Below are 25,999 nucleotides of genomic sequence, written 5' to 3' on the forward strand. Positions count from 1 at the left end.
GGAAGCAGAATCCGGCTGGTCCCGGCGTCCACCTGGGCCGGATGATTTCAGCCTGCCCCCGGTGGAACGAGCTACGCAGCCCCGCGACCGCCGACACGAACGCGCCCCCGGCCGGGTCTCGGCCGGAGGCGCGATTCCGCTTCTGCTACGGCTGGACGTCGATGGTGAAGGTGGACGTCGTGTTCCTGATGTCGACGGCGTTGTCGTTCATCTTGAGGTTGTGGAAGGTCACCGAGCCGACCGCCGGGCCCTGGCCGGCCTCGGGCAACTCATTCGCCCAGAGACCGAACCCCGACTTGGCGTCGTAGGCGTCGCCGCTCTTGTGCGCACCCGTGATGGTGATGTTGGTGAGCACGGTGTCGGCGACCGGGTTCAGCGGCGCACCGTTGACGTAGTCGGTCTGGAACATGATGCCTGAGTACGTCGGGTCGATGATGTCGACGTCACTGACCCGGATCGCCCGGAACTGCTTCGAGGCCGAGAACATCCAGATCCCGGGGAAGGTCTGCGCGCCCCAGAAGTGGCCGCCGGCCCGCACGATCGAGATGTTGCTGAAGGTCGTCTGGTCCGGTCCGAAGTCCTCCATCGGGTAGCCGAAGTCCAGCGAGCTGATCGTGATGCCGGAGTAGGTCAACGTGTCGGCGATGTAGACGTTCTTGACGGTGTTGTCCTGCCCGCCGTACACCGCGACGCCCGCCGCACGCCACGGCAGGATCGCCGTGAGGTTCTGGAAGACGTTGTTCTTCTCGCCGGTGGCGCCGGAGTCGGTCGCGGCGAACAGCGCGAAGCTGTCGTCGCCAGTCGCGCGGGCCTCGTCGTTGGACACCAGGTTGTCCGAGCTGCCGTTGGTCATGTTGATGCCGTCGGCGAACGTGTCCCGGATCCGCGAGTTGGTGATCGTCATGTGGTCGGTGTTGTTGCCCCAGTACATGCAGACCATGTGCTCGACCCAGGTGTTGTCGATCGTGTCGTTCGCGACGTTCTGGAGGTCGAACACCTTGCCCGGCCCGTCGATCCGCGAGGTGTAGTTGCCGAAGTAGGCGAAGCCGGAGAAGGTCGAGCCGTTCGCCGTCGCGTCCGCCCGGATCCCGATGTCGGTGTTCTCCTGCCCCGTAGGCGCCTGGAACTGGGTGTACCAGGGGCCGGCGCCGATCAACTTGATCGCCTTGCCGTACACCTGGAGCTTGCCGGATGTCTCGTACGTGCCCGCGGGCAGGTACACGCCGACCAGGGTGGAGTCCTGCCGCACCTTGTCCAGCGCGTTCTGCACGTCCTGCTGGGTGAAGCCGGCCGGCACCGCGTACTTGGCCGGGTCGGGGTTGGCGATGGGGGAGACCTGCTCGGTGTTGATGAAGTCGATCGAGTAGTAGGCCGCCGTGTTGGCCGTGTCCTTCTGCAGCCTGATCTTGTGCCCGGCCGGTACGGTCGTGCCGAGCATGGCGTGCGCCTCGTCGTAGATGTGCCGAGGCGAGGAGTCCGGCGAGTTGCCCGGGCTCGTCTCGCTGCCGTAGAGCCACGCGAAGTGCGAGGTCAGGTCGATGGCCTTGAGGAACGTCCCGTCGACGTAGACGTCGAGCGTCGCGTTGATCCCGCCGCCGCCCGGCGCGTCCGGGATGGCGAACCGGGTCACGAGCGTGTTGGTGCTCGCCTTCGTCGTCCACTCCACGCTGCTGCCGGTGGCGGTGAGCTTCACCGCGCGGCGGCCGGACGCCTCACCGGCCAGGTCGCCGATCGTACGGTTCGGTCCGACGGTCGTCGCTCCGCCGGCCAGGACGCCGTCCTCGGCCTCGTACACGTCGTACGGCATGTTCGCGCCGCGTCCGACGAAGAACGGCGTGCTGCTGGTGTTGTTGGCCTGTTTGACAGGCAGCTCGTTCGTGTCATTGGCCAGCACGACCTTGACGGTGTACTTGCCGTTCACCGCCGTCCACGATCCGAGGTTCACGGGGGCCGCGGTGGCGCCCGCGGCGATGGTCCCGCTGACCGAGCCGGTGAACGTCTTCACGGTCGCGTTGTTCGCGTCGAGGAGCGTGAGCGTGATGCCGTGCGACCCGGACCCGGAGGCCACGGTGCCCTGGTTCTTCACCGCGACGCTGAACGTCACATTGTTGCCGCTCGCGGGGTTGCCGGGTGTCCAGGTCACCGACGATGCGATCAGGTCGGAGCTGGCGACCGGCGCCACCGTCAGTGACGTCGGGTTGGTGTAGGAGTTGTTGTCCTCGTTCAGCTCCAGGATGTCGTCGGCCTCGTCGACCTTGGCGCTGAGCTGGTAGGTCCCCGCGTCACGGGTCCCGGCGGACGCGGTCACCGTGGTGGAGGCTCCGGCCGCGAGGGCGCCCACGGCCGCGGTGCCGACCTTCTGTCCGGCCAGGTAGAAGTTGACGTTGGTCGGGTCGGAGGCCGCCGTCCCGGTGTTCTTCACCGTCGCCGTGAGCGAGACGGCGTCGGTCTCGGTCGGCGACGCCGGGCTCCAGGACATGCCGCCGATCGTCAGGTCGGGCGCGGGGGCCGGGGTGCCGATGACCTGGAGTTCGGCGACCTGACCACCGGTGGCGCCGGAGTTGGCGGTGAACTTCAGCTGCACCTCGGCGGCCGTGGTGGTCACCGGGATCGTCACCGTGTTGCCGGACGCCGGATCGAAGGTGTACGTCGTGGCCGCGATGACGCTGGTGAAGTCGCCGGAGTGCTTCGGCCGGGCGAGTACCTCGATGGTCTGGGTGCGCCGGCCCCAAGAGGCGTCCGGGTTGAGCTTGACGACGACCGAGCTGATGTCGGCCTTCACCCGAAGGTTCACCGTGAGGGTGTCCGGGTAGCTGTTCGTGGCCGCCTCCCAGTACGTGCCCACGTTGTCGTCGTTCGCGTTCGTCTCCACGAAGTCGTAGATGTGCGACGAGGCCGTGATCGGCTTACCGGCCGCGAGGTTGGTGCCGGTGCCGCCGCTGCCCGTACGGGTGACCGAGCCGCTGTCGGGTGACTGGTTGCCGGCGGCGTCCTTCGCCCGGACGAAGTAGGTGACGGTCACGGTGGCCGGCTGGGTGTCGGTGTAGGTCAGCACGTTCCCCGCGACGCTGCCGCGCAGTGCGCCGTTGGCGTACACGTCATAACCGGTCACGCCCACGTTGTCCGTGGCGGCGTTCCAGGTCAGCTTGATCTGACCCGTGCTGGGCTCGGTGTAGGCCAGGTTCGTCGGCGCGGTCGGCGGCTGCTGGTCGCCGGTGCTCGGCCCGTACACCTCGAACTCCGACACCTGCCCGGCCGGCCAGCCGGTGTTGGCGGTGATGTTCAGGCGCAGGTACCGCGTGACGACGGTGTTGAACCCGATGGTCACCGTGTTGTTGCTCGCGGGGTCGAACGTGTGCCCCGCCGAGCCGACGATGTCGGTGTAGTTCGCGCCGTTGGTGCTGCCCTGGACCGCGAAGGTCTCGGTCCGGGCGCCCCAGTTGGCGGTCGGCAGCTTCAGCACGACCTTGTCGGTGCTGACCGCCGCGCCGAGGTCCACCTGGATCCACTGCGGGAAGGCGTTGTTGGCGCTCTCCCAGTACGTCGACTGGTTTCCGTCGTTGGCGTTGGCAGGGGTGTACACGTCGGTGTAGCTGCTGGCGGAGACGGTCTTTCCCGCCGCCAGGTTGGGGCCGTCCGCGGCGGACGCGGGCGATACCAACCCGAGGACGGCGGCCGTGGAGGTGAGGAGGCTGATGACAGCGCTTCCAGCGAGGAACCGCAGCCATGCGTGCTTCGGTCTCATTGCGCCTCTCGTTTCGAACAGCGCCGACCCGAATCGCGGGCGGGCGCTTGGGCGGGGCCACACGCCAGGCGAGGCCTGTGGGGGACACAACACCGAGGCTAAATTTCTTGACAATTCATTGCAAGAACAGAACAGAAAGATGGCATCGTGCTCAGGCGGAGGCGTCGAGGCCCGGGCCACCGCTCAGCCGGCAGGCGTCACCAGGCAGAGCGCGGTATTGATCGATATCGGACGAAGTGCGGGGACGGTGGGGGTGGAAGAGGGGCCCGTGGCACGAATTTCTCCGATTTTGCGCCTTAAATCAAGTCAAAGCACAGAATCGGTAGGCAATTTCGCCGATGATGCTTGCTAGCCTGACAGGAACGCATCGAAGCCGAGGAGCCTGTGATCGATACCCCACTGAATCTTCGCGAGGTGGGGCGGCTCCGGGTCCTCGAGGCGCTGCACCACGTGGGCCGGTCGAGTCGTTCGCAGCTCACGAGGCTCACCGGCCTGTCCCGCGCGACCGTCTCCTCGATCGTCGCCGACCTGCTGTCCGCCGGTCTGATCGAAGAGGCTCCGGACACCTCGGAGCCGGAGGGCAGGCCGACCGGCCGGCCGGCGCAGCCCCTGACGCTGATTCCCTCCGCCGCCTACGCGGTCGGGGCGGACATCGGCCATCAGCAGGTCCGTGTCGCCGTATGTGATCTCAACGGAGACCCGATCTGGGACACCGTTGTGGCAGGCGACACCGACCGGGCACCGCGCGAGACCCTCGACCTCACCGCGGACCTGATCCAGCAGGCGATCCGCGAGAAGGACATCGCCCTCGGCGACGTCCTGGGGCTGGGCGTCGACATCGCCACTCCGGTCCGCACCGCCGACGGCGCCCTGGAGGCGCACGGCATCATGCCCGGCTGGGTCGGGGTGCGGCCGGGCCGTGAACTGGAGGAGAGGACCGGGTTGACGGCCCAGGTCGCCAACGACGCCGATGCCGGCGCCCTCGCCGAGCGTCTGTACGGCGCCGGGCGCGGCACGTCCGACATGATCTACATCAGGCTCTCCACCGGCATCGGCGCGGGAATCGTGAGCGGCGGCCGGCCGCTGACCGGCGTGGGCGGTCTCGCCGGCGAAATCGGTCACGTCGTGTCCGACCCCCGTGGCGGCATCTGCCGATGTGGAAACCGCGGTTGCTTGGGGACCGTGGCCGGCCCGGCCGCCATCGCCCGGCTCCTGGAGCAGAGCTGGGGCCGCCGCGTCACCGTCCCCGATCTCCTGCGGTTGATCGATGAGGGCGACAGGGGTGCCGTCCGCGCCCTGGAGGACGCCGCCGAGCACATCGGCATCGTCCTGGCCGACCTCGTCACCCTGCTGAATCCGGAATTGATCGTCGTCGGCGGTGATCTCGCGGCCGCCGGACCGCTGCTCTTCGCGCCGCTGGAACGCGCGATCCGGCGCTACGCCCTGGCTCCCGCCGCGGAGGCCGTCACCGTCGTGCCGGGTGAACTCCGCGACCAGGCCGAGGTGCGCGGTGCCGCCGGCATGGTCCTCGCGCACGCGCCCCGGATACTGGCCGACCGACTCGCCGCCGCCGAACGCGGCGGAGACCATCACCCGGTCACCACCGAATAGCGGCGCCCGCGTCCGGCCGAGGCCGCGGAGGCTCGAGGCCGCCGTCGCCGCGCCGGACCCGCGCCGCCCATCTCTCGCGCAGAAACCTCTGGTCGGCGGCTATTGTGCGAGCGAAATCGTGGTGTTACATTCTCGCGTAGTCGAATCAATTCGACAGCGAGGAGCTTGCACGATGGCGGTGACGATCGCGGACGTGGCCCGCCGCGCGGGCGTGGCCCGCAGCACGGTGTCATATGTCCTTAGTGGCGCGCGATCGATCTCCCCGGAGACCAAGCGGCGTGTCGAGCAGGCCATCGAGGAGCTGCAGTTCCGGCCGCATGTCGGCGCGCGGTCGATTCGTACCCGCCGCAACGGGGTCATCGCGATGGCCCTGCCGATGGTGCACGGACCCGACGCCCAGGTGCAGATGCCCTATGTGTGGGCGGCCCTGACGGCGGCACAGGATGCGGGGCTGAAGCTCCTGATGCTCACGGATGACGACGGCGAAGCGGCGATCCGTGACGCGGTGTTGGGGTCGCTCGTCGACGGTGTGATGCTGATGGAGGTTCAGCGGCACGACCCCCGGGTCGGGCTGCTCGGCTCGCTCAAATGCCCAGCCGTGATCGTCGGCACGCCCGAGGAGAAGGCTCACCTGCCGTGTGTGGACTTCGACCTCGGGCTCGCAGGACGGTTGTGCGCGGAGCACCTGCTGGAGCTGGGACACACCCGCGTCGGTTATCTCGGGGGGGCTGAGGAGACGTTCCGCAGGGGCGTCGCGTACGCGATCCACGCTCGTGACAGTGCGCTGTACTCGTTGCGTGCCGGCCGGGCCGAGGCATCGTGGACGCCGTGCGACGGCTCACCCGCCGATGTCGACGTGGCCGTTGACACGCTGCTCTCGCAGACTCCCGGCCTGTCCGCGCTGATCGTGTACAACGAGCGCGCGCTGCCACTGGTCATCGACTGCCTGTCCGCACGCGGGCTCCATGCCCCCGAGGACATCTCGGTCATGGCCATATGCCCGGAGGCGCAACGCTCCCAGCTCCGGTTCACCGCCGTGTCGCTACCGGTCGAGGAACTCGCCCGTACGGCGGTCCGCCTGCTGGCCGGCGTCCTCAATGGCGATCCCCAACCGCCCGCCACGATCCTCGCCCCAGCGCTGAAGATCGGTGACACCACCGCCCCCAGGAGATAGACGTACGCCGCGACCATGCGCCGTCGCGCAGGTTGTCGAATCAATTCGAAAGGCACGGACATGAACCTTCTCCCCCCGCGGCTTCGCGGCATGACCGCCGGCCGGTGCGCGCTCGCGCTCGCCGTCGCATCGTCGTTGGCGCTGTCGGCATGTGGCTCCGGCGATGGCGGCGGGAGCGGATCAGAGGCGGGGTCGCTGACCGAGACCGACTACTACGACTCCGCGCCGCAGAACACGCAGTTGCCCAAGGTGCTCGACGAGTGCGGCGACCAGGTCGGCGTGAAAATCGTCCACCAGGAGGTTCCGCGCGCGCAGTTCATGCCCAAGCTGTTGCAGCAGGCGTCGTCCCGTTCTCTTCCGGACCTCGCACTGGTCGACAATCCGGACCTGCAGCAGCTCGCAGCCACCGGCGGCCTCGTACCGCTGTCCCAGGCGGGCCTGTCCACGGGCGTCCTCTATCCGTCGATCGTCGCCGCCGGCCGATACCAGGGTGAGACGTACGGGATCGCGCCGGGGGTCAACGGCCTGGCGCTGTTCTACAACAAGGACATGTTCGCTTCGGCCGGTCTTACGCCGCCGACCACGTGGGACCAGTTGACCGCCGACGCGAAGAAGCTGACCCAGGGCAAGCGGTACGGCATGGCGTTCTCCGCCGTCGGCACGGAGGAGGGCAGCTTCCAGTTCGAGCCCTTCTTCTGGACCGCCGGGGCGAGCCTGAAGAACCTGAACTCACCGCAGGCGGTCCAGGCCCTCACGCTGTGGAAGACCTTGGTCGACCAGGGCTCTGCGTCGAAGTCGGTGGTGACGTGGACACAGACGGACATCAACGACCAGTTCGCCGCCGGCAACGTCGCGATGATGATCAACGGTCCCTGGCAGTTGCCCAAACTGAACGCGAAGAAGGATCTGCACTTCGGCATCGCGCCGATCCCGGTGCCCTCGTCCTCGGCCAAGCCGGTCACCCCGCTCGGCGGTGAGGTGTGGACGGTCGGGCACAGTGACCGGGCCCGCGAACGCAAGGCCGTCGCGGTCGTGAAGTGCCTGCTCGATCCGGAGCACAGCCTGGAATGGTCGAAGGCCGCCGGCTACATCCCGAGCGACCGAGCCGCCGCGGCACGGCTCGCGGCGAGCGACCCCCAGCTGGCGGCGTTCGTCACCGAGGTGGGTACGGCGCAGGCGCGTACCGCCGAGCTGGGCACGGGCTACCCCAAGGTCAGCGAGGCGCTGTGGACGGCGCTGCAGGCCTGCCTGGTCGGCGGTAAGACACCGCAGGCGGCGCTTGCCGAGGCCCAGTCGAAGACGACGAAGTCCTGATCGGCGGATGCGGATGTCCACGAGTGTCTCGCCGAGGGCGCGCTTCGCGGTGAGGTCGGCCGGCCGCCGTGCCGAACGCGGACGGCCACGGTCGTCGCGGTCACGCTGGAGCGCGGTCGGGTTCATCGTGCCCGCTTGGGCGTACGTCGCCTGCTTCTACCTCTATCCGCTGGTCAGCAACGTGCGGATGGGATTTCAGAACTACACGGTGGCGTCGTTCTACACCGGGAGGGCGCCGTACGTCGGCCTGGCGAACTACCGTGCGGTCCTGCATGGTTCGGAGTTCTGGCCGACCGTGGCGAACACCGTCGTCTTCACCGTCGCGTCGCTGGTGGTCCAGTTCTCGATCGGTCTCGCGCTGGCGATGTTCTTCCGCCGGGCGTTCCCGCTGAACGGCACGTTGCGCTCGCTGCTGTTGGTGCCGTGGCTGCTTCCGCTGGTCGTGTCCGGCACGGTCTGGCGGTGGATGCTCGACAACGACTCGGGCGTCCTCAATCAGGCGCTACTGCAGCTGCACGTGGTCGGCCATCCGGTGCCGTGGCTGGTCAGCACGAAGATGTCGCTGATCGCGGTCACGCTCGTCAACATCTGGGTCGGCATTCCGTTCAACATGGTGATCTTGTACGGCGGGCTGCAGGCCATCCCCGAACAGGTCCACGAGGCCGCGGCGATCGACGGCGCCGGAGCGTGGCAGCGGTTCCGGCACGTCACCCTGCCGCTGCTGCGCCCGGTGGCGCTCGTCGTGCTGACGTTGGGTCTCATCTACACCATCAAGGTCTTCGACATCATCATGATCGTCACGCAGGGCGGCCCGGTGCACTCCTCGCAGACCCTCACCACGTACGCCTACGACCTGTCGTTCCAGGAGCTCACCTTCGGTCGTGGCGCCGCCGTCGGCAACGTTCTGATCCTCGTCGCGATCGTGTTCGCCGCGGTCTACCTGCGCTCCACCCGCGAGACGGAAGGAGGGACCCGATGACGCCCCGCACCGTCGCGCCGGTCCGGCGACACCGGGGAAGAGGGGGACGCCGAGCCGCCGCCACGGCCGTCGGCGTACTCATCCTCGCCGTGATGCTGTTCCCGCTGTACTGGATGCTGAACGCCTCATTGCTGCGGCCTGAGGACCTGGTCAGCGGCTCGCCGACGTGGCTTCCGCTGCACGGCACGCTCTCCGGCTACCGTGCCGCTCTGTCCAGCCAGGGCGGGCATCTGCTCGTCAGCCTGGGGATCTCACTCGGCACGGTCGCGGTCACGTTGCTGGTCGCGGCGCCGGCGGCGTACGGCATGGCGAAGCTGCGCGCGCCGAGCCGGCGTGCGCTGCTGTTCGCCCTGCTCATCGCGCAGATGGTGCCGGGGATCGTGATGGCGAACGCCCTCTATACGGCCGCCGACCGGCTCGGACTGATCAATTCGCCGTTCGCCCTGATCCTCGCTGACTCGACGCTGTCCGTCCCGTTCGCGACGCTGATCCTGCAGTCGTTCCTGCGCGGCGTGCCCGACGAGCTCAGCGAGGCGGCCCAGATCGACGGCGCGTCCCGGCTGCGGACCTTCGTCTCGGTGATCCTGCCCGTCAGCCGCAACGCCCTGATCACCGCCGGGCTGTTCTCGTTCCTGTTCGCGTGGGGCGACTTCCTGTTCGGCGTCACCTTGACCTCACGAGACGAGCACGCCCCGGTCACCGTCGGCATCTACCGCTTCATCGGCGCCCACCTGACCGACTGGAACAGCGTCATGGCCACCGGCGTCATCGCGTCGATCCCGGCCGCGATTCTTCTCGTGGTCGCGCAACGGTACGTCGCCGCGGGCATCGGCAGTGGCGCGGTCAAGGACTGAACGCCGGGTCGTTCCCCTTCCCACTTTCCCTGAAGGAGACAGATTGTTCAGCCCGTTCACTGTGACCGACCGGAACCTGACCTGGAGGGGTGGCCATCACGTCCTCACCGTCGAGCCGTGGGGGCAAGACGGGGTCCGGGTACGGGCCGGCGCGCACCGGATCCACCCTGGTCTGCCGGGTGCCCTGGACGCCGACGCCCCCACCGTGCCCGGTGCCGTGATGGAGGTCGACGCCGACGACGGCCGTGCCACGGTGACGAACGGCCGGATCCGGGTCACCGTCGATGCCGGCGGGTTGCTGTCCGCGCACCACGCGGTGACCGGCGCGGAGATCCTGCGTGAGGAGCCTGCGCACTTCTGGTGGCCGGGCTCCCGGCATTTCGAGGCCCTCGGCGGCGGCTTCCACCGCATCGAGCAGCGGTTCGCGGCCTACCCCGGCGAGCGGATCTACGGTCTCGGGCAACACGGCCACGGTCGGCTCGACCAGAAGGGGATGGTGCTCGAGCTGGCGCAGCGCAACGGCGAGGTGTCGATCCCCTTCGCCGTGTCCAGTCGCGGTTATGGGCTGCTGTGGAACACCCCCGCGGTCGGACGCGTCGAGTTCGCCGAGAACGGTACGCGGTGGGTGGCCGACCGCGCGCGGCAGCTCGACTACTGGCTGACCGTCGGGGACACGCCCGCCGACATCCTGGGACGCTACGCGCAGGCGACCGGGCACCCGCCGGCCCTGCCGTCATGGGCGTCCGGGTTCTGGCAGAGCAAACTCCGCTACCGCGACCAGGACGAGCTGATGGGCGTCGCACGAGAGTACGCGCGCCGGGGGCTGCCATTGTCGGTCATCGTCGTCGACTACCTGCACTGGCGTCGCCTCGGTGATTGGGACTTCGACCGCGAGGCATGGCCGGACCCACGCGCCATGCTCGACGAGCTCCGCGACCTCGGCGTCGAGCCGGCGGTGTCGGTCTGGCCGTCGGTGAGCCCGTTGTCGGAGAACTACGCGCCGATGCGCGCGGCCGGCATGCTCGTGTCCGCCGAGAACGGGACCGACCTCCACGCCGAGTGGCCGGACTCAGGCTCCGCGGCCCCGATCGGTGTCGCCTTCTACGACGCGACCGACGAACGGGCCCGTGAATACCTCTGGGAGAAGATCCAGGCCAACTACTACAAGCTCGGGATCCGCGTGTTCTGGCTGGACGCGTGCGAGCCGGAGATGCGACTGCCACACAACCTGAGCTACGCCGCCGGTCCGGGGTGCGAGGTCGCCAACATGTACCCGCGGGAACACGCGCGCGGTGTCTTCGAGCACCTGAGCGCCGCGGGGGAGCCGGAGGTGCTCTCTCTCACGCGGTCGGCGTGGGCCGGTTCGCAGCGCTACGGCGTTGCGCTGTGGTCGGGGGACATCCCGGCCACTTTCCCGGCCCTGGCCATGTCCGTACGCGCGGGCCTCAACGTCGCGATGAGCGGTATCCCGTGGTGGACGACGGACATCGGCGGATTTCACGGCGGTGACCCGGACGATGAGGACTATCGGGAGCTGATCGTGCGCTGGTTCCAGTTCGGCGCGTTCTGCCCGATCTTCCGCCTCCACGGTCACCGTGAACCGCGCACGTCCCATGGCGCGATCGGCGACGGGGGCGGCCCGAACGAGGTGTGGTCCTACGGCGCGTCCGCCTACGAGGCGATCACCTCGGTGATGCGGATGCGCGAGCGGATGCGGCCGTACATCCACGCCCATCTCCGTGACGGGCAGCGCACCGGAATGCCGCTGATGCGACCACTCTTCGTGGAGTTCCCCGGCGACGCCGCCGCCTGGGACGTCGACGACGCGTTCATGTTCGGACCGGACCTGCTCGTCGCACCGGTCACCGAGCTCGGTGCCCGGCAGCGCCGCGTCCACCTGCCGGCCGGGGCGACGTGGACGCACGTCGACACCGGACGCCGATACACCGGAGGTGCCCCGATCACCGTGGCGGCCCCGCTGGACCGCATCCCCCTCTTCACGCGTGACGACGCCGACCTGCCCCTGCGTTCGGAGGAGTAATGACCCGTTCCAAGCCCCGCTCTTCGCTCCCACGGAGCCCGTCCCGCCCCCTTACCGCGGCCGCCGCCGTGGCGGTCCTCGCCACGGCGGGAGCGCTGCTTCCCGCAGTACGGGCCGTGGCGAACGTCCCCGACACGACGGTCACCATCGACGTGTCCAAGCAGGGCAAGACGCCCACACACGCCGGAGCCGGTTTCCTCTACGGCCTGACCCAGGACGGCTCCGGCCCGTCCGGCGACCTGCTCCAGCCCCTGGCCCCGACGCTGTTCCGCGGCGGGGGCGCCCGTATCGCCGGTGGTGGCTGGATCGGCGACGGCTACACGGCCGGCTCCGGCTACCGCGTCCGCATCGACTCCGCGCTGTCGCAGGCCCGGCGCGTGACCGCCGCCCCGTACCACGCGAGCTACCACCTGCTGGTCTCGGACCTGTACGGCGCGGACACGACGCAGCCGGCAGGCACCGTCTACCCGTGTGACAACGGCGACTGCGGCAACTGGAAGACGTTCATCGACCGGGTCGTCGCCGACGTCTCGGCGTCCGGCGTGCCCGTCGACTACGACATCTGGAACGAGCCGGACGGCACCGGGTTCTGGCAGCGCGGCGTCAACAGCGCCCAGTACTACCGGATGTGGGACACCGCGGTCAGCGAGATCCGGCGGCTCAGCCCGTCGGCGACGATCGTCGGGCCGTCCTACAGCGGCTACAACCATTCGTGGCTCGACGGTTTCCTCGGACAGACCAAGGCCGACGGCACGGTTCCGAACGTGCTGAACTGGCACTTCGGTAACGATCCCGCGAGCGACTCCGCGGACGCCGCGAGCCTGGTCAGCGCGCACGGCCTCGCGCCGATCCGGCAGTCGATCAACGAGTATCTCTTCTCCGGCCAGCAGACGTCGGCCTACACCGCGTGGTTCCTCGACCGGCTCGCCGTCTCCGGTGTCACCGACGCGGCGCATGCGATCTGGAGCGACTGCTGCGGAGCCGGCACGCTCGACTCCGTACTCGCCGGCACCGGCGCCCTCCAAGCGCCGACCGGGCAGTGGTGGGTCTACCGCGCCTACGCGAGTCTGAGCGGCTCCATGGTCGATGCGACCAGCGGCAACTCCGGTATCGTCGTGGCCGCCGCCGCCGACCGGACTCGCGGACAGGCAGGCGCGCTCATCGGCAACAACAGCGGCCAGACGGGGACCACGACGATCACCGTCAAGGGACTGTCGTCCACGCCGTGGCTCACCGCCGGCGGCGCCGGGCATCGGCTGCACGCGACGCTGCGCCGCATCCCGGACCAGATCCCGCTGGGAACCCCGCTCACCGCCTACGACGGTGACGTGTCCATCAGCAATGGCGGTATCAGCCTTCCGGCGACGTTCCAGTCCGGCACCGACGCGTTCTGGCTCACGCTCTCCCCCCAGGGCACGGGCCTCGGCACCACCGCCATCGTGGACGGGAACGAGACCGGTACCGGCACGAACCAGTTCCAGTACGGGGCCAACTGGGGCCTGACCACCGGCGTGCCGGACATGTACGCGGGAACCGCGAACTGGAGTTACGTGGGCGGCGCCACGGCGACGTTCCGCTTCACCGGTAGCCGGGTGGCGCTGCACGCGGTTCGCGACGTCGACCAGGGCATCATGTCGGTCGCGATCGACGGCGGGACGGCGCAGAGCGTCGACGACTACGCGCCTGCCCGAAACGCTTCGGGAGTCGTGTGGACCAGCCCAGCACTCACCTCGGGCACGCACACATTGACGATCACGAACACCGGAGGGCGAAACGGGTCGAGCAGCGGTGACAACATCGCGATCGACCGGGCGGACGTCGAGCCCTGACCGCCCTCGCGTGCGGGCAGAGGCCTCTGCCCGCACGCCTTCGTCATCGGCGATGGAGGGGATGGGCACCCCGGCAGGGGCTGTAGAACGTTCGGTGTTCGCCTGGGTGCGACGGACGCCGGTCCGCAGCGACGCCGGCACCGGCAGGGCGGCCGTTTCATCGACCGCCTCACTGTTGGAGCGGCTGCGGCTGCGGCTGCGGCTGCGGCCACGGTCACGCGGCCACGGTCACGCGGCGACGATCACGCGACCACGGTCACGCGGCGACGATCATGCGGCCTAGGTTGCCGCCCGCCTGCAGGGCGCTGAACGCCTCCGGGACGCGGTCGAAGCCGTTCAGGACGGTGTGGATGCTGTGCAGGCGGCCGTCGCGGACGAGCTGGGTCGCCTCGCGTTCGAAGGCCGGGCGCAGATCCTCATGCTCGGTGACGATGAACCCGTACAGGGTGAGTTCCTGGTAAATCATGCGGAGGTAGTTCCTCGGGCCTGTGCCTTCGCGCCCGTACTGGGAGACCGCTCCGCACAGGACCGCGCGGCCCCGGAAGCGGAGCGTGTCGAGGGCTGCTTCGAGATGGTCGCCACCCACGTTGTCGAAGAACAGGTCGATGCCGTCCGGCGCCGCGGCGCGGAGCAGCTCGACGGCCGGCCCATCGTGGTAGTCGACGGCCGCGTCTGCGCCCAGCTCCTTGAGCAGGGCGACCTTCTGCGGGGAGCCCGCGCTGCCGATTACCCGGGCTCCGTGCGCCGCGGCGAACTGCACGGCGCAGCTGCCCACGCCGCCGGCGGCGCCGGATACGTAGACCGTGTCCGTCTCGCGGACCCGTCCCACGCTCACCATACCGACCCATGCGGTGAAGCCGACGTGGCCGAGCACCGTCAGGTGGTCCTCCAGCGGCAAGTCGGCGCGCTCGGCCGGGATGCGGCGCAGCTCGCCCGCGTCGACGATGTCCGCTTCCCGCCACGGAGACCAGGAGCGGACGGCCAGATCACCGGGGGCGAATTCGTCGCTGCGGGATTCCACGACCTCCAGTACGGCGTCGCTGCGGGGCACCTGGCCCAGCGCCATGCCGGGACGGCCGGAGTTGGTGTGTTCGCGCATTCCGTCGGCCATGCCGGCGTTCATTCCCAGGAGCCGCAGCGCAACCCGCACCTGGCCGTCGCTGAGCTGCGGCAGCGGGGCGGCCTCCGCAAGGTCGAAGTCCTCGGGCCGCACAACGCCTTGCGGGCGGCGCGCGACACGGACCTCTCGGATGACTGTTTGATCGTTCACTCCGGCAATCGTACTCGCCGCTCCCGCCGCAGCCGGGTCTGCCGGGGCCGCTCATCAGGCGAAACAGCACCATCCGCGGGCTAGCGGAGCGGTACCCATGGCGGCCGGGAGCGTCCTGTCGATGGTGTCCAGCGCCCCGGCACGGTGCGGCCTTAGAGCCCGCGCTCTTACACTCGCGTTGACGGCCGGGAGCGGACGCCCTACTTGGCCGGTGGTGGACGCAGCGTCGTGAGTCCTCCGTCGATGGTGATGGCGGAACCGGTGAGGGACGCGGCGCCGGGGAGGGCGAGGAAGGCGATCGTCGCCGCCACCTCCTCGGGTCGTACGAGACGTCCGTGCGGCTGGCGGGCGTTGAGGGCGGCGCGCTCGGCTCCGGGGTCGTCGGCGGCGTCGAGCAGGCGCCCGACCCAGGGCGTGTCGGTGGTGCCGGGCAGGACCGCGTTGACTCGGATGTCCTCGGCGAGGAGGTCGGCGGACATGGCGAGCGTCAGGGACAGCACCGCGCCTTTGGTCGCGCTGTAGAGGGCCCTGTTGGGCAGGCCGGTCGTCGCGACGACGGAGGAGGTGTTGACGATCGCCGCCGACGGGGAGCGGCGCAACGCCGGCAGGGCGGCGCGGGTGACGCGGACGAGCCCGACGACGTTGACGTCGAACACGCGGTGCCATTCGTCGTCGGGATTGGTCTCGATGGTGCCGGTGGCACCGATGCCGGCGTTGTTGACGAGGATGTCGAGCCCGTCGAGCTCACTGATCAAGGTCGCGGTCGCGCGGCGAACGGCGGCGTCGTCGGTGAGGTCGGCGAGGGCGAACGGCGTGCCGCCGCCCGGCGGTGCGTTGACGTCCAATACGGCGACCCGCACGCCGTGCTCGGTGAGCTCGGCGACGGTGGCCGCGCCGATGCCGGACGCGCCGCCGGTCACGATCGCCTTGAGTGGTGCAGCCACGTGCCCTCCTGGATTGTCAGACGTGTAATCATGTCGTCATGTCTCGATCGGGTCTTTCGACGGTCACGGTGGTCGACGCGCTGGTCGAGGCACTGCGGGGGCAGATCCTCGACGGGCAGTGGCCTCCGGCGGCGCCGGTCGCCGAGGTGGAGGTGGCGCGGCGTTTCCAGGTGTCGCGGCCGACGGCGAAAGCAGCGGTGCGCACGCTGGTGTTCGAGGGCCTGCTTCGGCAGGACTCGCACCATGCGGCCGTTGTTCCATCCCTCTCCGCGCAGGACATCGAGGATCTGTACTTCGTCCGCATTCCGCTGGAGCTGGCGATGGTCGAGCGCCTCAGCCAGGCGACCGGTGTCCGACTGGACGACGCCGAGAACGCGATCGGTGCATTGGAGAGGTTGCCCGATGACGCGGTGACCAGCTCGTTCGTGGCCGCGGACCTGGGGTTCCACCGTGCGTTGGCCGCGGCGACCGGCAGCTGGCGCCTCGAACGCTCCTACAACGCGCTGGCGGGGGAGGTTCACCTGTGCATGATGCAGACGCGGCAGGCCCTCGGTCGTACGCGGATCGCCAGCGAGCATCGCCAGATCCTCCAGGCGATCCGTCGTGGGGACGGGCCCGGCGCGGTGGAGGCCGCCCGGCGGCACCTGGCCGGAGCACGGGATGCGCTGCTGACGATGGCGGACCGGACGGCCTGAGGAAGCACTCGACTCCGGCGGCGCGGCGGGGTGCACGTGTCCGGTCAGCGTCGCATGCTGCGTTCGGAGCATCAGGCCTGCCGAAAGTGCTGGCGCTGCCGGCCGAGACCGTCGATCTCCAGTTCGACGACGTCGTCCGCCTTCAGGTAGTCGGCGGTGGCCGATCCCATCGCGACGCCGGCCGGCGTTCCGGTGTTGATGAGGTCGCCCGGCCGCAGGACCATGAACTGGCTGAGGTACCAGACGAGATGGTCGACCCCGAAGATCATGTCGGCGGTGGTGCCGTCCTGGCGCAGTTCGCCGTTCACCCACAGCCTGAGACCGAGATCCTGCGGATCGGCGACCTCGTCCGCGCTGAGTATCCATGGGCCCAGCGGATTGAAGGTCTCGCAGTTCTTACCCTTGTCCCACTGGCCACCGCGTTCGAGCTGGAATTCCCGCTCCGACACGTCGTTGCTGATCGCGTACCCGGCGATGCAGGCGCGGGCCTGCTCGACCGAGTCGAGGTAGCGCGCGGTGGTGCCGATGACGACCGCGAGCTCCACCTCCCAGTCGGTCTTCTTCGAACCGCGAGGAATCAGCACTTCATCGTCGGGACCGACGACGGTGTCCGCCGTCTTGAGGAAGACGATCGGCTCCTCGGGTGGGGTGGCGCCGGTCTCGCGCGCGTGGTCGGCGTAGTTGAGCCCGATGCAGATGATCTTCCCGATCCGACCGAGCGGAGGGCCGAACCGCCCCGGCTCGACGACCGGCAGTGCGTCGACGTCGAGCCGTTCCGCGGAGCTGATGAGCTCGAGGTCGATGGTGTCGGTGAGCGGCGTCAGATCGCGCCAGCGGCCGTCGGATCCGGACACGATGGGCCGCTCGGCTCCCGGCGCACCGGTACGCGCGAATCTCATGATGAGTGTGGTCCTTTCGTCGAGAGGGCGAGGAACTCGGTCAGGTGCACCGCGCGGACACGCGAACGGTGCCGGCGCAGCGCCTGGCGAAGCTGGCGCAGGCAACCGGGGTTGACCGCGACCACCATGTCGACGCCGGCGGCCTCGATCTCGGCCACCTTGGCCTTCGCCAGGGTCCGCGATTCGCGTGGGCGGACCAGTGAGTACGTGCCGGCGGCGCCGCAGCAGGTGGCCGCCGAGGGCAGCTCGACATAGTCGGCGACGCTCTGCAGCAGTCGTCGCGGTTCGCGCCACACGCCGAGGCCGTTGCGAAGGTGACAGGAGTCCTGCAACGTCACCCGGGCGGGCCGGCCGTCGATCAGGACCGGCTGGAACCGCTGGTCCTGGACGTATTCGGAGAACTCCCGTACCCGCTCCCGCCCGATCACCGAGGCGAGATGGGCGGCGCATCCGCCCGAGGTGGTGACGATGGTGCCGGGCAGGTCGTCGCCGAGGCGGCGGGCCATCGCCGCGCCCCGTTCGGGTTCTCCGTTGTGCGCGTGCAGCGCGCCGCAGCAGCCCTGGTCCGGATCGGCCGCGAGGCCCGGTGCCAAGGTCAGCGCGGCACGGCTGACCCGCGGGAACATCGTCCGCTCCACGCAGCCGAGCATCAGCTGATCGGCATCGTCGGCCTTCCGGCGGCCGGCGCGCCGGAGGATCCCGGCGAGCCGGTGGGCCGGGCGCAGCGTCACCAGCAGGACGAGGGCGCGCACGATCAGCGGACGGCGGCGTCCCTGCCATTGCGCGCCGCGCCACTCTTCGAGCAGTTGGCCGTACTCGACACCGGCGGGACAGACCGGCTCACAGGCGCGGCAGCCGAGGCAGAGGGACGCCTGCTCGGCCAGGGTGGGATCGTCGAGCTCGAGCCGCCCGGCGTCGAGCGCTCGCATGAGGGTGATCCGGCCGCGGGGTGAGGAGGCCTCGTCACCGGTCATGGCGTAGGTGGGGCACGCCGGGAGGCAGAACCCGCAGGAGATGCAGCGGCTGAGCCGGTCGGGGTCGAAGAGATCGGCCACTTATGATCCCAGCTTTCCGGGGTTGAGGATGCCCGCCGGATCGAAGGCGGACTTGATCCGGCGCAGCAGGGCCGTCTGCGCCGGTCCGAGCCGTTCGGCCAGATAGGGCAGCTTTGCCGCGCCGACGCCGTGCTCGCCGGTGATCGTCCCGCCCAGGGCGATCGCGGTTCGGAAGATCTCTCCGAAGGCGCGTTCGGCGCGGGCGATGGCCTCGGTGTCCTCGGCGGAGGGCAGTACGCACGTCGGGTGCAGGTTGCCGTCACCAGCATGCCCGAACGTCGCGATCACGACGTCGTGCCGGCGCGCGATGTCGTCGATGCGGGCGACCATCTCGGCGAGATGGGGCCGGGGCACGCTCGCGTCCTCGAGGATCGTCAGGGAGCCGAGCCGGGACAGCGCCGGAAGGGTGCAGCGGCGGGCGGCCAGCAGCGACTCGGCCTCGGAGACGCCACCGATCTCGACGGACAGGGCACCGCTGTCGAGACACGCCTGTCGCATCCGCGCGAGGCTCGCGGCCACCTGATCGTCCTCGCCGTCGTCGCCGAAGAGCAGCATCGCGCCGGCCGTCGCGTGCAGCCCGAGGTGGGCGTAGGCGTCGACGGCGTCCATGCACCGTCGGTCGAGGAACTCCAGCGTGGCGGGCACGACGCCGCGCGCGATGATCTCGGCGACGGCACGCCCCGCCGCCTCGAGGTCGGCGAAGTAGGCCAGTCCGGTTCCCGTCGTCGCGGGCGCGGGCAGCAGGGCGACGGTGGCCTCGGTGATGATGCCGAGGGTTCCCTCCGAGCCCGTGAGCAGCCGGGTCAGGTCGTATCCCGCGACGTCCTTCCACAACCGGCCACCGGTGGCGACGATCTCACCGGTTCCGAGCACCGCGGTCAGACCGAGGACGTAATTCCGGGTGACGCCGTACTTCAGCCCGCGCAGTCCGCCGGCGCAGGTGGCGATGTTGCCGCCGATCGTCGAGACGGTGTGGCTGCCCGGATCGGGTGGATAGAACAGCCCGTGCTCGCCTGCCGCCTTCGCCAGCGCGGCGGTCGTCACGCCGGGCTGGACCCGGGCCAGTAGCTCCGCCGGGGCGATCTCGTCGATGCGCCGCATCCGGGCCGTGGTCAGGACGATGCCGCCCTGCTGGGCCGAGGTGGCGGCGCACAGGTTCGACCCGGAGCCTCGCGGAATGATCGGGAGGCGATGCTCGACGGCGATGCGAACGATCTCGGCGATCTGCTGCGCGTCGTCGGGCTCGACGATCGCCTGTGGGTAGGCGTGGAACAGCGGCGTCGCATCCCGCGCGTACGCCTCGAGCACCCCGGGGTCGGTGCGCACATTTTCGTTGCCGACGACCGAGCGGAGCTTCCGCAGGACATTGGTGGAGAGAGACCGATCGCTGAACATTGTCTGACATGTAACCATGGCAGCAGGGCGTCGTCCAGGCCAGGATCGATCGACGCGGACGCGGACCCCGTCGTCCTCCCACCCGCGATTAGGGTGAACAGCAGTGGAGGTGCCCATGACCGACCTGGAGCTCGCCTGGCTGCGCTCCTGGCTGGAGGTCGTCGACTCCGGCGGCTTCGCCCGAGCGGCTGTGCGCGTCCACCTGTCGCAACCCCGCATCTCGGCGCATGTCGCGAGCCTGGAGAAGGCACTGGGATGCCCGCTGATCGATCGGCGTACCCGTCCGCTGACCTTGACCGACGAGGGCAAGCGGCTGCTTCCCCGGGCGCGGTCGATCATCGCTGCCGTCGATGACACGGTGTCGGACATGCGGTCGACGACGACGGTCGCGGGCCGGCTGACGATCGCGAGTTTCGCGAGCGCGAGCTCGGAGTTCCTGGCGCCGGTACTGAAGCGGTTGCGTGAGGAGAACCCGCTGATCGAGGTGGGAGTTCTCGACGGCGACGTGCAGCTGATCGAGTCGACGCTGTCGGTACGGCAGGCCGCGGTCGCGATCCGGCCGTACCGGCCGGAACCCGCGGATCACGCTCTGGTCCGGCGGCCGCTGTGGCGGGAGCCGTTCGTGGTCCTGGCTCCCCTCGGCCATCCCGTCCTGGCGCAGGAGTCCGTCGGCCTCGAAGAGATCGCCCAGTACCCCGTCATCACGATCGGTGATCCGCTGGACACGCCCATCCTGGGGTACGAGGCGTCGCTGGCCATGCACTCCAGCCGGCTGGAGCCCAAGGTCGGGATCGTCTCGCACCAGCCGACCACGCTGACCGCGATGGTGCGCGCAGGGCTCGGCCTCGGGCTGGTCAACCTGCTCGCGGCGACCATGGCTCGCCGTGACGGGCTCGAGACACGCCTGGTCGGCGACCCCCACCTGTACCGCGACGTGGGCCTGTGGTGGCACTCCGAACGGCCGGTGAGCCGGGTCGCGCAGGCGTTCATCGATCTCGCCCTGGCCGGCGAGCTCCCTCCCGGCACGCTTCCCATCCCCGACTGAGCGTGCCGAGTTCTGCCCCTGCCTGAGGCGGCGTCGGCCACCGCCGCCCGGCGTTATTCGTGTTCCGAATTCCCTGTATCCACAAGTCGTCGTTGTTACGGGCGCGTTTCCGGTGGCTGAATGTGTGCCGAACTCGAACTCTCAGGTCGGCGTTCGCCGCAGTTCAGGAAGGATACGGAATGGGACTAGACGACTCTGCCGACGCGTTCGGGGTGCTCTCGCCGCCGTTGGTGGACCTGCCGCGCGGTGACGCCGGCGCGGTCATCACGTCCGTGGAGACCTATGCGCTGGCCGTGCCCCTCAAACAGCCGATCGCCGATTCCACGGCGTCGCTACGGTCCTGGATCGTCCCCGTGGTCGAGATCCGCACGGCCGACGGACGTGTCGGAACGGGCATCTCCGGGGTGCACTGCGCTCCAGAGTTGCTGTGCGATGTCATCAGCCGCTACTACGCGCCCTCGTTGCTGGGAGCCGCCTCCGAGGACATTCTCGGGACCTGGAAGCGGTTGTACTGGCTGCCCACCCACTGGCTCGGCCGGGCCGGCGCGGTGCACATGGCACTGGCGATGGTCGACATCGCGCTGTGGGATCTCGCGGCGCAACGGGCCGGGGTACCGCTGTGGCGGCTGCTGGGTGGCAGCGCCGAGGCGATCGAGACCTACAACACCGACGGAGGCTGGCTGAACTACCCGGTCGACACACTGGTGCGGGATCTGACCTCGCTGATCGACCGCGGCTGGCGTCGGGTGAAGATCAAGGTCGGCAAGCCCGACTGGCGGGAGGACGCCCATCGGGTACGGGCGGTCCGCCGGGCGATCGGCGACGGCATCACCCTGATGTGCGACGCCAACCAGCGCTGGGATCTGTCGACGGCCGGCCGGCTCCTGCCGGCCCTGGAAGAGGTCGGCATGGACTGGATCGAAGAACCCCTGCACGCCGACGCGCTGGACGGGCACGCCCGGCTGCAACGGGCCACGCGTGTCGACATCGCCGCCGGGGAGAGCCTGTACTCCTATCACCACTTCGCCAGTTTCATCGCGGCCGACGCGATTCGCGTGGTGCAGGTGGATGTGACCCGCGTCGGCGGTGTCACCGAATGGCTTCAGGTCGCCCACCACGCGGCCGCGCACGGGCTGCGGATCGCCCCGCATGCCGGCGACATGATGCAGGTGCACCAGCATCTCGTCGGTACGGCGCTGAGCGACGTGCCGCCGCTGGTCGAGTTCATCCCGTGGACCCAGGACGCGTTCGAGCAACGCAGCGTGGTCAACGAGGGCTACCTGGAACGTCCGCAACTTCCCGGCGCGTCGACGGCCGTCCATCGTGACGCCCGCCGCGACTGGCAGATCCGCGGTGTCGGCCACGTCACCGATCAGGGCGGGACCGTTGCCAAGCCGCGTCGGTCACGGACCACCGAAACCCGTAACGAAGGAGAAGACCAGTGAAGCGCAGGACCGGTATCGCTTTTCTGGCCGCGGCACTGGCCACCTCCCTGCTCGCCGGCGCGTGCGGCGGCAGCGGGGGCTCCACGGGCGGCGGGTCCGGTGGTGGCAAGAAGCTGGTGATCGGCGACATCCTCTTCAACACCGACGCCTACCAGATCGCCCAGCAGAAGCAGATGCAGAAGTACGCCGACGGTCTGGGCGTCAAGATCATCTTCGAGAATCAGCAGGGGCAGGGCACCAAGGGGCCGGATCTGATGCAGAACCTGCTCACCCGCGGCGTCGACGGCATCATCATGCAGCCGGCCGACGCGAACGTCGCCGTTCCGCTCGTCAGGCAGGCGCAGGCCCAGAAGGTTCCGGTACTCGGCTGGGCGATCCCGTTCGGGGCCGGAGTGACCGCCCCGTACGTCGGGCTGGCGGAGAAGGCGGAGACCGAGGCCGCGGGCAAGGCCGCTGCCCAATACGTCAAGCGGAACTTCCCGGGACGGCCCGTCAAGGTGTTGATCGTCACGATCACCGGCGTCTCCGTTTGCTCGAACGACCGCATGGGGCCCTTCGAGAAGGGGGTCAAGTCCGTCGCGCCGGACGCCCAGATCACGACCGTCAACGGCGCGGGCAACCGGAACACGGCGGTGACCGTCACCGAGGACGCCCTGCAGCGCGACAAGGGCTACACCATCGCCACCGGCTGCAACTCCGACATGGCGATGGGGGCCCTGCAAGCCTTCAAATCCGCGGGGCTGGGCGGCGCGACCGGCAAGAAGCCCGACCACACGTACTTCTACAGCATCAACGGAACCGACGAGGAACTGCGCGCACTCACCGATCCGACGTCACCGCTGATGGCCGACCTCGGGCTGACTCCCAAAGAGGTGGCCCAGACCTTGATCGACACCCTGCGCCAGATGATCAGCGGCAAGATCCCGCCGCGCGGCGGCTACACCGCGAACGTGCCCGACAAGCCGCTCGGACCCGACTGCACCGCCGCGAACGACTTCAACAGGTCCGAGTACTTCGCGACGGCGAACCTGCCTTGCGCGGGCAAATGAGCCGGCACGGAGCACCCCGGGCGACGACGCGCCCACAGGCGCATGAGCAACAGGGAGGAGCCACGATGGACACGGCGAGCGGCACCGACCTGCTCGTGATCGACGAGCTGACCAAGAGCTACGACGGCGTGCAGGCACTGCGAGGTGCGAACCTCGTGGTCGGCCGCGGCGAGATCCACGCGCTCCTGGGCGAGAACGGAGCCGGTAAGTCCACCCTGATCAAGACCCTCGCCGGCGCCGTCAGGCCGGACTCGGGAACGATCACGTTCGACGGAGCGGCCGTCGAGTTCGGCTCGCGCGCCGACTCGATGAACCGCGGCATCAGCGTCATCTTCCAGCACGCCAACCTGGTCCCGCAGCTGACCGTCGCGGAGAACGTCGTACTCGGCAACGAGCAACGGCTGTTCGGCTATCTGCGCGACGGCCGGCAGCGAGAGGCGACCCACGAGGTCCTGGCTCGTCTGGGCATGCGCATCGACCTGAACCGGACCGCCGCGAGCCTGCGCGCCGGCGAACGGCAGCTCGTCGAGATCGCCCGAGCGCTGCTGCAGGAGACGAAGCTGCTGATCCTCGACGAGCCCACCGCCTCGCTGGGAACCGAAGAGGTGGAGCACCTGCATCAGGTACTGCTCGAGCTACGCGACAGCGGCATCGGCATCATCTACGTCTCGCACCGGCTGGAAGAGGTGCTCTCCGTCAGCGACCGGCTGACCGTCCTGCGCGACGGCCGAACCGTCGGCACCAGAATCGCCGCCGAGACCAGCACCGCCGACGTCATCCAGCTGATGATCGGCCGCGACGCCTCTCACGTCTTCCGCAAGACCTCCGACGCACGCGAGGAGGTCGTGCTCAGGGTACGGGACCTGACCACCCCGACCGGGCTCCAGGGAGTCGGCTTCGACCTGCACGCCGGCGAGATCCTCGGCGTCTACGGACTGCTCGGCTCCGGCCGTACCGAACTCGCCCGCGCCGTCTACGGGGCCGACCCGATCGGCAGCGGCCTGATCGAGACACCCACCGCGCCCACCGGCCGCAAGCGGAATCCCTATCGAGCCGCCCGCGCGGGCATCGGCCTCGTGCCGGAGGAACGCACCACCCAGGCGATGTTCCCGCTGCTGTCGATCACGGACAACATGAGCTCGGGGCGGCCGTGGCTCTACACCAGGTGGGGGGTCATCCGTAACCGGCGGCGCCGGCACCTCGTCGAGGAGATGGCCCGGCGGGTTCGGCTCAAGGCGGCATCGGCGGGCCAGAGCATCGCGGCGCTCTCCGGCGGAAACCAGCAGAAGGTCGTTCTCGGCCGATGGATGCTCGGCAACTCCAGGCTGCTGATCCTCGACGATCCCACCGTCGGAGTCGACATCGGCGCCAAGGAGGAGATCTACCGTCTCATCTCGGAGCTCACCGCCGATGGCACGGCGGTCCTGCTGCTGTCCTCCGAAGTGCCCGAGGTACTCGGCCTGTCCGATCGCGTCATCGTCCTCTTCCACGGTGCGGTCGCGGCCACCTACACCAGCGATGACGTGTCCGAACAAGCGTTGCTACGCGCCGCGCACGGGGAGGCGGCATGACCGGTCTGGAACGCACCGCCGCCGACGTCGTCCCGGCGCGAAGGTCCTCGATCGGGTCCGGGCTGGGGATCTGGTTCGCCCGGCCGACGAGCAAGACGCTGGTCATGAACCTCGGTATCCTCATCGCCCTGAGCGTGTGGCTGTCGTTCGCGACCAGCCAGTTCACGACGTCCCAGAACATCACCAACGTCCTCGGCCAGGTCTCCTTCATCGGCATATCCGCGTGCCTGGTCACTCCCGTCATGGTCGCCGGCGGCCTGGACCTGTCCGTCGGCTCCATCATCGCCGTCGCCGGCGTCACCGCCGCCAAGTTCGTCGCCGATGCCCACTGGCCCCTCGGATGGGCGTTCCTCATGGGTGCCCTGGCCGGCGGCGTCATCGGAGCCCTCAACGCCTTCCTCATCGTCGGGATGAAGATCAACCCAGTGATCACGACTCTCGGCACCATGTACATCGGCCGCGGCTTGGCGAACGTCGTCGCCGGCGGGTCCCCGGTCACCGGCGTGCCGTTCTCCTTCAACGACCTGGCGACCTCGGACGTGGGACCGATCCCGGTCCCCGTCGTGATCTTCGCTGTGATCGCCCTCGTCATGATCTTCGTCGAGCGCAAGACCATCCTCGGCCGGTGGACCGTCGCCAGCGGCGGCAATCAGGAGGCCGCACGCCTCTCGGGCATCCCGATCAACCGCACCCGAGTCACCCTCTACATCCTTTCCGGCCTCGCCGCAGGTGTCGCGGGCATCCTCTTGAACTCCCGCATCGCCACCGGCGACCCCAACTCCGGCACCGGCTTCGAGTTCGACGTCATCGTCGCCGTGGTCCTCGGCGGTACCGCCATCACCGGAGGACAGGGAAAGATCATCGGTTCGATCGTCGGCGTCCTGATCGTGGGCGTCCTGAACAACGGCCTCAACCTGCTGGGCGTGTCGACGTTCTATCAGTACATCGTCCAAGGCGGCGTGCTCATCTTCGCCGTCGGCGTCGACGAGGTGTTCCGGCATACCTGGGGCAACATCCTGAGACGGCAGCGTTTCGAAAGGCGCTCCCAGCGCCAAGCCCACGGCAGCAACTAGCGAAGGAGGAA

19 protein-coding genes are annotated in these 25,999 nt (G+C 69.2%); 13 read left to right on the top strand and 6 right to left on the bottom strand.

Going from position 1 to position 25,999, the window contains the following annotated elements; genetic code table 11:
• Positions 1-145: 145 nt before the first annotated feature.
• A complete protein-coding gene (locus tag NE236_RS00625) occupies positions 146-3,745 on the bottom strand; it encodes a discoidin domain-containing protein (RefSeq protein ID WP_252839767.1) in 3,600 nt (1,199 codons plus the stop codon).
• A gap of 384 nt (positions 3,746-4,129) precedes the next feature.
• Here NE236_RS00625 and NE236_RS00630 point away from each other — a divergent pair, with 384 nt between their 5' ends.
• The 7 genes from NE236_RS00630 to NE236_RS00660 all read left to right on the top strand — a co-directional run bounded on the left by NE236_RS00630 (position 4,130) and on the right by NE236_RS00660 (position 13,547).
• Positions 4,130-5,356, top strand: a complete 1,227-nt coding sequence (locus NE236_RS00630; RefSeq protein WP_252839768.1) for an ROK family transcriptional regulator — start codon at positions 4,130-4,132, stop codon at positions 5,354-5,356.
• A 172-nt stretch (positions 5,357-5,528) separates the two neighbouring features.
• Entirely contained in the window at positions 5,529-6,530 is a 1,002-nt protein-coding gene (locus tag NE236_RS00635; RefSeq protein WP_252839769.1) for a LacI family DNA-binding transcriptional regulator, read from the top strand.
• Positions 6,531-6,590: 60 nt separating this feature from the next.
• Positions 6,591-7,844, top strand: a complete 1,254-nt coding sequence (locus tag NE236_RS00640; protein WP_252839770.1) for an ABC transporter substrate-binding protein — start codon at positions 6,591-6,593, stop codon at positions 7,842-7,844.
• A 13-nt stretch (positions 7,845-7,857) separates the two neighbouring features.
• The gene (locus tag NE236_RS00645; RefSeq protein WP_252839771.1) at positions 7,858-8,823 is read left to right on the top strand and encodes a carbohydrate ABC transporter permease; all 966 of its coding nucleotides are present in this window, start codon (positions 7,858-7,860) and stop codon (positions 8,821-8,823) included.
• Positions 8,820-9,677, top strand: coding sequence for a carbohydrate ABC transporter permease (locus NE236_RS00650; protein WP_252839772.1), 858 nt, complete (start codon positions 8,820-8,822; stop codon positions 9,675-9,677). Before NE236_RS00645 ends, NE236_RS00650 begins: the two co-directional genes overlap by 4 nt.
• Before the next feature lie 43 nt (positions 9,678-9,720).
• Positions 9,721-11,718, top strand: a complete 1,998-nt coding sequence (locus NE236_RS00655) for a glycoside hydrolase family 31 protein (RefSeq protein ID WP_252839773.1) — start codon at positions 9,721-9,723, stop codon at positions 11,716-11,718.
• Positions 11,718-13,547: a hypothetical protein gene (locus tag NE236_RS00660; protein ID WP_252839774.1), complete on the top strand. Its 1,830-nt coding sequence runs from the start codon at positions 11,718-11,720 to the stop codon at positions 13,545-13,547. The genes NE236_RS00655 and NE236_RS00660 overlap by 1 nt, the downstream gene beginning before the upstream one ends.
• A gap of 256 nt (positions 13,548-13,803) precedes the next feature.
• Here NE236_RS00660 and NE236_RS44235 read toward each other — a convergent pair whose 3' ends face one another.
• Both NE236_RS44235 and NE236_RS00670 read right to left on the bottom strand, forming a co-directional pair.
• Complete coding sequence (locus NE236_RS44235) at positions 13,804-14,817, bottom strand: zinc-binding dehydrogenase (protein WP_252839775.1); 1,014 nt, start codon at positions 14,815-14,817, stop codon at positions 13,804-13,806.
• Positions 14,818-15,017: 200 nt separating this feature from the next.
• Positions 15,018-15,761: an SDR family NAD(P)-dependent oxidoreductase gene (locus NE236_RS00670; protein ID WP_252839776.1), complete on the bottom strand. Its 744-nt coding sequence runs from the start codon at positions 15,759-15,761 to the stop codon at positions 15,018-15,020.
• Positions 15,762-15,799: 38 nt separating this feature from the next.
• Between NE236_RS00670 and NE236_RS00675 the strand changes: the two genes are divergently transcribed.
• Positions 15,800-16,456 (top strand): GntR family transcriptional regulator, encoded by a 657-nt coding sequence (locus tag NE236_RS00675; protein WP_252839777.1) that lies wholly within the window; start codon positions 15,800-15,802, stop codon positions 16,454-16,456.
• 71 nt (positions 16,457-16,527) lie between these two features.
• Here NE236_RS00675 and NE236_RS00680 read toward each other — a convergent pair whose 3' ends face one another.
• Genes NE236_RS00680 through NE236_RS00690 form a run of 3 tightly spaced genes read right to left on the bottom strand, consistent with a single transcriptional unit; the run spans position 16,528 to position 19,805 of the window.
• Positions 16,528-17,355, bottom strand: a complete 828-nt coding sequence (locus NE236_RS00680; protein WP_252839778.1) for a fumarylacetoacetate hydrolase family protein — start codon at positions 17,353-17,355, stop codon at positions 16,528-16,530.
• The gene (locus NE236_RS44240; protein ID WP_252839779.1) at positions 17,352-18,410 is read right to left on the bottom strand and encodes a (Fe-S)-binding protein; all 1,059 of its coding nucleotides are present in this window, start codon (positions 18,408-18,410) and stop codon (positions 17,352-17,354) included. Before NE236_RS44240 ends, NE236_RS00680 begins: the two co-directional genes overlap by 4 nt.
• Positions 18,411-19,805 carry an FAD-binding oxidoreductase gene (locus NE236_RS00690; RefSeq protein ID WP_252839780.1) on the bottom strand — a complete coding sequence of 465 codons (1,395 nt, stop codon included), beginning with the start codon at positions 19,803-19,805 and terminating at the stop codon, positions 18,411-18,413.
• Positions 19,806-19,920: 115 nt separating this feature from the next.
• On the opposite strand from NE236_RS00690, the gene NE236_RS00695 reads away from it, so the two are divergent.
• The 5 genes from NE236_RS00695 to NE236_RS00715 all read left to right on the top strand — a co-directional run bounded on the left by NE236_RS00695 (position 19,921) and on the right by NE236_RS00715 (position 25,988).
• Positions 19,921-20,850, top strand: coding sequence for a LysR family transcriptional regulator (locus NE236_RS00695; protein WP_252839781.1), 930 nt, complete (start codon positions 19,921-19,923; stop codon positions 20,848-20,850).
• A gap of 179 nt (positions 20,851-21,029) precedes the next feature.
• Positions 21,030-22,295, top strand: coding sequence for a mandelate racemase/muconate lactonizing enzyme family protein (locus NE236_RS00700; RefSeq protein WP_252839782.1), 1,266 nt, complete (start codon positions 21,030-21,032; stop codon positions 22,293-22,295).
• Complete coding sequence (locus NE236_RS00705; protein ID WP_252839783.1) at positions 22,292-23,344, top strand: sugar ABC transporter substrate-binding protein; 1,053 nt, start codon at positions 22,292-22,294, stop codon at positions 23,342-23,344. The genes NE236_RS00700 and NE236_RS00705 overlap by 4 nt, the downstream gene beginning before the upstream one ends.
• A 65-nt stretch (positions 23,345-23,409) precedes the next feature.
• The gene (locus NE236_RS00710) at positions 23,410-24,915 is read left to right on the top strand and encodes a sugar ABC transporter ATP-binding protein (RefSeq protein WP_252839784.1); all 1,506 of its coding nucleotides are present in this window, start codon (positions 23,410-23,412) and stop codon (positions 24,913-24,915) included.
• Positions 24,912-25,988 carry an ABC transporter permease gene (locus tag NE236_RS00715; RefSeq protein ID WP_252839785.1) on the top strand — a complete coding sequence of 359 codons (1,077 nt, stop codon included), beginning with the start codon at positions 24,912-24,914 and terminating at the stop codon, positions 25,986-25,988. The genes NE236_RS00710 and NE236_RS00715 overlap by 4 nt, the downstream gene beginning before the upstream one ends.
• Positions 25,989-25,999: the final 11 nt, after the last annotated feature.

It is taken from the genome of Actinoallomurus purpureus, from assembly GCF_024055795.1.
GTDB lineage: Bacteria > Actinomycetota > Actinomycetes > Streptosporangiales > Streptosporangiaceae > Actinoallomurus > Actinoallomurus purpureus.